The 6000-nt window shown below is 35.6% G+C and carries 6 protein-coding genes; 4 read left to right on the forward strand and 2 right to left on the reverse strand.

The annotated features are described in order from the left end of the window. Entirely contained in the window at window positions 1-207 is a 207-nt protein-coding gene (locus BUB37_RS22015) for an integrase core domain-containing protein (protein ID WP_072994919.1), read from the reverse strand. A 234-nt stretch (window positions 208-441) separates the two neighbouring features. Between BUB37_RS22015 and BUB37_RS16485 the strand changes: the two genes are divergently transcribed. The 4 genes from BUB37_RS16485 (at window position 442) to BUB37_RS16500 (ending at window position 5205) form a co-directional block, all read left to right on the forward strand. Then, window positions 442-1275: a DKNYY domain-containing protein gene (locus tag BUB37_RS16485; protein WP_072994920.1), complete on the forward strand. Its 834-nt coding sequence runs from the start codon at window positions 442-444 to the stop codon at window positions 1273-1275. 211 nt (window positions 1276-1486) lie between these two features. Continuing rightward, window positions 1487-2032: a hypothetical protein gene (locus BUB37_RS16490; protein ID WP_072994921.1), complete on the forward strand. Its 546-nt coding sequence runs from the start codon at window positions 1487-1489 to the stop codon at window positions 2030-2032. A 70-nt stretch (window positions 2033-2102) separates the two neighbouring features. After that, complete coding sequence (locus BUB37_RS16495; protein WP_072994922.1) at window positions 2103-2765, forward strand: hypothetical protein; 663 nt, start codon at window positions 2103-2105, stop codon at window positions 2763-2765. Between the two features lie 913 nt (window positions 2766-3678). Beyond that, window positions 3679-5205 carry a reverse transcriptase/maturase family protein gene (locus BUB37_RS16500; RefSeq protein WP_072994941.1) on the forward strand — a complete coding sequence of 509 codons (1527 nt, stop codon included), beginning with the start codon at window positions 3679-3681 and terminating at the stop codon, window positions 5203-5205. A gap of 498 nt (window positions 5206-5703) precedes the next feature. Here the strand turns inward: BUB37_RS16500 and BUB37_RS16505 are convergent. Next, a partial coding sequence (locus BUB37_RS16505; RefSeq protein WP_139278125.1) for an integrase core domain-containing protein occupies window positions 5704-6000 on the reverse strand: 297 nt, incomplete at its 5' end.

Consider the following 6000-nt stretch of genomic DNA (forward strand, 5'->3'; position numbering starts at 1 on the left):
TTAAGCTGCTTTTTTATAGATGTCCATAGGCCTGTCACATGCTAAAGATCCATGTCTTCTTTTCTTGTTGTAATATTCAGAATATTCCGCCAAGAGCAGGAACAGTTCCAAGCCATCATTAGGCGGGTTCAAATAGATTTTTTCATACTTGACACTTCTCCACAAGCGTTCTATGAAGGCATTATTCGTTCTTGGAATTTTGACCATCTCGTTGTCGTTCTTTTTAATTAAAAAGGGAATAAGAATTAAAAAAAAGTTGAAGTTAGAGAAGCCAAAATTAGTATAATCCTGCTTTTAATTTCTACTTTTTTAGCCTTTGGCTCATTGTATATTCCAGATTATTTTTTTTACTAAAACTAAAACACCTGTTATTACTTCTTGTAATTTCGAAACAGAATCTAAACATCATAAGCTTTTAAAACCCTATCAATAAAATTTAAAATGGACGATTTAATCATCTTAGATATATTTTGGGACCGACAATTGGTAAAAGATAAATCAGGCAAAGAGTTTGAAATTTTTAGAGGAAAAGATTACGATCACGACTGGGTAAATTTAGGACACGGATATTCAAAAAATAAAGATTGTATTTACTATTACCTCAACACTTGTTTTGAGAAATATCTAAACAAGATTGATATTGACAGCTTTAGTGTAATTGAAGCCAATGAAGCCGAAAACACCACTTATTTTAAAGATAAAAACGCTGTCTATCTAGAAAGTTATATGTGTGGATCTACAATCTTACCTGATGCGAGTCCAAACAATTTTAAAATTTTGGATATTGAAAACGGCTACTCCACTTCTGGGGAAATCGATTATTGGTATGAATCCAAACTACCTTATTCCCTTTCTGAAATGACACCAATTAATGAATGTTACCAAAGAGTTGGAGATGCCATATATTATGGCCATACCGTAAGAATGACTTGTGATGTGGATACTTTTGAACAAGTTCACCCAAAAGTGGATACACTTTTTAAAGACAAAGACCATCTATATTTTAAAAGTGAAATAGTAGAAGGAGCGAATCCTGCAACTTTTCAATTTTTGGAAGAATGCATAGGAGAGGATGCCCCATATTATTTAGAATGTGATATTCATTACTATGCCAAGGATGACCAATATGCCTATTTTGTAAACGAGCCTTTTGGTATCAAGGTAATTAAAACCAGGGATTTGGAAAATTTTAGGTTTGAAGTGATCGATGAAATTGGATACGGAAGAGACTCTAAATACAGATATGAAAAAGGGAGAAGAAAAAAAATAAATTGAATAAAAATTAACTAATGCCGACAAAACCTGAACGCAATGCGGACTTCTATCCTAAATCGAAAGGTCTGTATATATTTATAAAGTCCGCCAAATTGAAAATTGCGCGTTGGCAAAATATTTAATTTTGGCTTTGCAACAAAAAGAGATAAATCAAAACCCGCCCGCCCGACAAGGCCGTTAAGATATCATTGGGCCGGCCCTAAACCAAAAAATGGAAACCGTAAAAATACTTTTCTTCATTTTAAGTTCCTTTTTCAAGACTGAAGGTGGGCAAATTGCCGCCGATACGACTACCGTTACCATAGATCCCAAGAGTCGGGAAATAGAAATTGTCCAAGAAAACCTATTTACGGTTATTCAATCGGAAAGCGACTCCACATTGGTTTTGGAACAATGGAAAAAGTTAAGCGATCAAAAAACGGGCGCATATACTTGGGCAAGGGACCTGGACGCTTTCCCCATCAAGGACTTTGGCATTGAGCCGGTAAACAATGATTTTCAAACCCGCTTAAAACTTAGCTATGCAAGCGAAAGCGATTTACGTGTGATGGGCATTTGGTACGATGAAGGGAAAAATCAATTTTCCGTCAACCATATCCCCGAACAGCATATCAAGACCAAGGAAGGACGGTTAGATGGCAATTACTGGCTTTTTGATGGAGACCGTACTTTTAGTTTTAGCCTGGAACCCTTTTTGGAAATGCCGGAAAGGTTTAAAAAATTTAAGAAAGGCCTGAACGAAATCATCGACGAATAGGCCATGGCAAGCCCGTCATACACGAACACGTATTGGCAATAATGGTCCACTGCCCAACTTCGAATGCCCAATGAACGGATTTTTAAAAATAGCATCCCTTTTTCTTCTGACGCTTACGGGGTGCGGCGCACAGGATAAGGAGGCTTTCGATTTTATTCCCAAAGGATATACGGAATTTGAAAGCTTCCATGGGGATTTAAATGAAGATGGACTGAATGATTGTGTGTTGATCATCAAAAAGACCGATAGCGCCCAGGTGGTCACCAACCGCTTTGGCAAGAAAGTGGACAGAAATCGACGCGGGATCCTGGTCTTGTTCAAGACGGATAAAGGTTATCGGCTTGCCGATAAAAACTACGCCTGCTTTTCGTCGGAAAATGAAGATGGCGGGGTGTACTATCCTCCCAAATTATGGATTGAAATCAAAAATGGAAAACTGTATATACACTACAGCCACGGCAGGTATGGATCTTGGGTGTATACCTTCCGGTTTCAAAACTCCGGTTTTGAATTGATCGGCTACGATTCCAGCAGTAATCGTGGCCCCGTTACGAATAAGGAAACGAGTATCAACTTCTTGACCCAAAAGAAATTGGTCAAGGAAAACACAAATGAGGATGCCGAAGGCGGGGATGAGACCTTTAGGGAAACCTGGAGTACCGTTGACATAGAAGACCTAATCAAACTATCGGAAATAAAGGACTTCGACGATTTGGAAATGCACCGCTATTAACCCCATACGACCCACGAAGCCCGGCAAAGCGATCGGGATCTAATCGTTTGACTTTTATTTTTGCCCTTACTACTATTATTTATGGTTTCACCCCCAGTATTTTATGAGGACAGCAAAATAGAAAGTGTTTTTTTAAGAATTTCTAACCAACGCCCTACGTCTATAAATTTCTACGTTTTATCGAAAAGCCCTTCATATAGATCTGGGCCCTTCTTTTTTGTAGGGCTATTTTGCGATATTTAAAGTACTGTAGGAAAAGGATGTTGGAGAATGCTGGAAAAATGATAATGACCCTATGGATTACAGCACTGGTTTTCGTTGGGATTTTAGCTACACTTTTTTGAGATTACGCTTTTACGTAAGGCGGTAACCTTCAAAACGGAGATATTTGTAGCGTACCGTTTAAGCAAGCTTATTTTCACAAAAACAGGTATAGCTGTATGATGCCAAAAATACCAATGAACTTTAAAAAGTAATTTATTGAACCCTAAACATGATGGGTTATATGGAATTTGCCTCATATCCACTAGTTATACGCAAGCTTGAAGAACGAATTAATGATTAATTAATATATTTATAAAATGGGCCAGAAGGTCGAAATGTTACGTTTTATTCTGTTAAACCAGTTAAAATATAAGTTAGCTGGGAAGGAAAATACCATTTTCCAAATTTCCCTCTAGAAGAGTAAGAAATGAGGAGATGGTTGATAACAGTGTGATTACTGTTGTCATCCTGAAGTTGCACTTGTGGGCTAATCTGTTTATCATTTTCATAATGTTTAAGCTGGTTACCACAAAGATAGCAATTTCCATACCTGAAAAGAGTAGCGTTGAAATAGCCAATTTTGGTGAAAGCTTCGCATAGCATGTACATTTCAAACCTGCTACTATTAGTATCTGGCCCTATTTTCATTATGGAAACAGAAGATTGGTTTAAATTAAAAAAATATCCACATGTAGATTTACCATTATCCATTAGTGATTATAAATGGATAAAAAGTTATGTTAAGGATGAAAACAAAGTAAAAAACCATAGCTTTTTACCTTTAATCCATAAATGTATTGTCAAAAGAAAATATCGTGCAGATGAAACCAATCCGTACAGAACTAAATCTGGAGAAAGAAAGAGAATAATAGGTAAGCCAAAAGTTAGGCATATTTATTATGCTTCACATATGGATTCTCTAGTTTTTTCATATTATAACAGTCTTCTAGCTGATGCTTACGAGAAAAAAATTAGACAAGAGAAATTTAATGACTGTATAGTCGCTTATAGAAAAATCCCTCTTTTTGAAGAATCTAATAAGAACAAATGCAATATTGATTTTGCAAAATCTGCTTTCCAATTTATTAAAAACAACTCTGAAAAGAAATTATCAGTAATTGTAGCAGATGTAACTTCTTTTTTTGATAGACTTGACCATAAAATATTGAAAAAACAGTGGGCAAGAATTCTTGATGAAAAATCCTTACCAAAGGACCATTTTAATGTCTTCAAAGCATTAACTCGATTGAGATATGTTGAGTCTGACCAACTTTTTAACAGCTACCATGGAAATATGCTAGTTGAAAAAGGAGTTCCAAATAATGATAAGCAAAAAGAAGTAAAGCGTATCAAAATTGAATCGAACAGATATTTTAAAGAAAAAAACGCAATTGCATATTGCACAAAAAAAGAATTCTTAAAGAATAATTTGAACTTAATAATTTCCGCAAAAAACAAAATCGGTATACCTCAAGGAAGTCCTATAAGTGCAACTTTAGCAAATATCTATATGTGGGATTTTGACAATGCTATCTTTGAGAAAACTAATTCAATTAATGGGTTTTACCAACGATATAGCGATGACCTTATCATTGTATGTGAGCAGAGACATGAAGATAAAGTTATTGACACTCTTAGAGATAGAATAAAGAATGGTGAGAATTTAGAAATACATCCCTCGAAGACAAAAGTCTATCGCTTTGAAAAAATAAATGGTATTTTTAAAGGATTCGAAATCGATGAAGTCACGAAAGAACATAACTATAACAGAACTTTAGAATATTTAGGGTTTACTTATGATGGTGAAAAGGTTCTTATAAAAAGCTCTGGATTTTCCAAATTCTACCGTTCAATGAAAAGGTCATTCAAAAAATCAACTTCATTGGCTCTACATAGTAAAAACCCCGACAAAAGTCTATTTAAATCAAGACTTTATAAAAGGTTTACCCACAGAGGCGCCAAAAGAAAGCTTATTCACAGGCCTTCAAAATCTGACCCTGCCAAATACGTAAAAACCAAGAAGTACTATTGGGGAAACTATTTAAGTTATGTATATAAAGCTAATGATACAATGAAACCTATCAATAATTCTGACAATATAAAACGACAATCGAGAAAGTTCTGGCGCAATTTTAATTTGCTTATGAATTTTCATGAAAATAGGTTACGAAAATAAAGCCAGCGTACAACACCGGTAACCCTTGCACAACTCGTCATCAGGAATAAATTGATAGTTTTTGAATTATAAGAAATAATTAAAAATCTACATATCAGTTAGTTATGATTTAAAAAATACCCTAACAAGTACGTGTTGATGGAATTCATAATTGCGCAACAAGCACTAAACCTATAAGCAATAGCGCCCTGCGGGACGCAACTGCTCATAGCCAAGACCGTTTTGTACACAAGGCAAAAGAACCATATCGCGTAAATGAAAAAAGAAACATTAGCCAATAAGTTGGAATTACACTATTACTTTGATGATAGTGATGATTCGCACACAATGAATGCTTTTGTTAGAAATCGATGTGAATTTGAATTACTCCAAATATATACAGAACTTCAGAAAGAACTTGAGATTGATGTTAAAGTAGAAACTGAAGCCTTTGAGGAAGGTGGTTTGACTGTTCATTCCCCAATTAGTAGGACAGGTTTTCTACAAATCCAGGTTAATTTATGCTGCTTTTTTAAATATGTCCATTGGTCTATCATAATCGATTGATTCATGTCTTCTTTCCTTGTTGTAATATTCAAAGTATTCTACCAATAGCAGGAACAGGTCTAGTCCGTCACTTGGTGGGTTCAGGTATATCTTCTCGTACTTCACGCTTCTCCATAAGCGCTCTATGAAGGCATTGTCCGTTGCCCTTCCCTTACCGTCCATGGAAAGTTTGATCTCTTTGCCCAATACGGTACTTGAGAATTCATCGGAGGTGAACTGGCTCCCTTGGTCCGTGTTTATTATTTCAGG

This window comes from Pseudozobellia thermophila, assembly GCF_900141855.1.
GTDB lineage: Bacteria > Bacteroidota > Bacteroidia > Flavobacteriales > Flavobacteriaceae > Pseudozobellia > Pseudozobellia thermophila.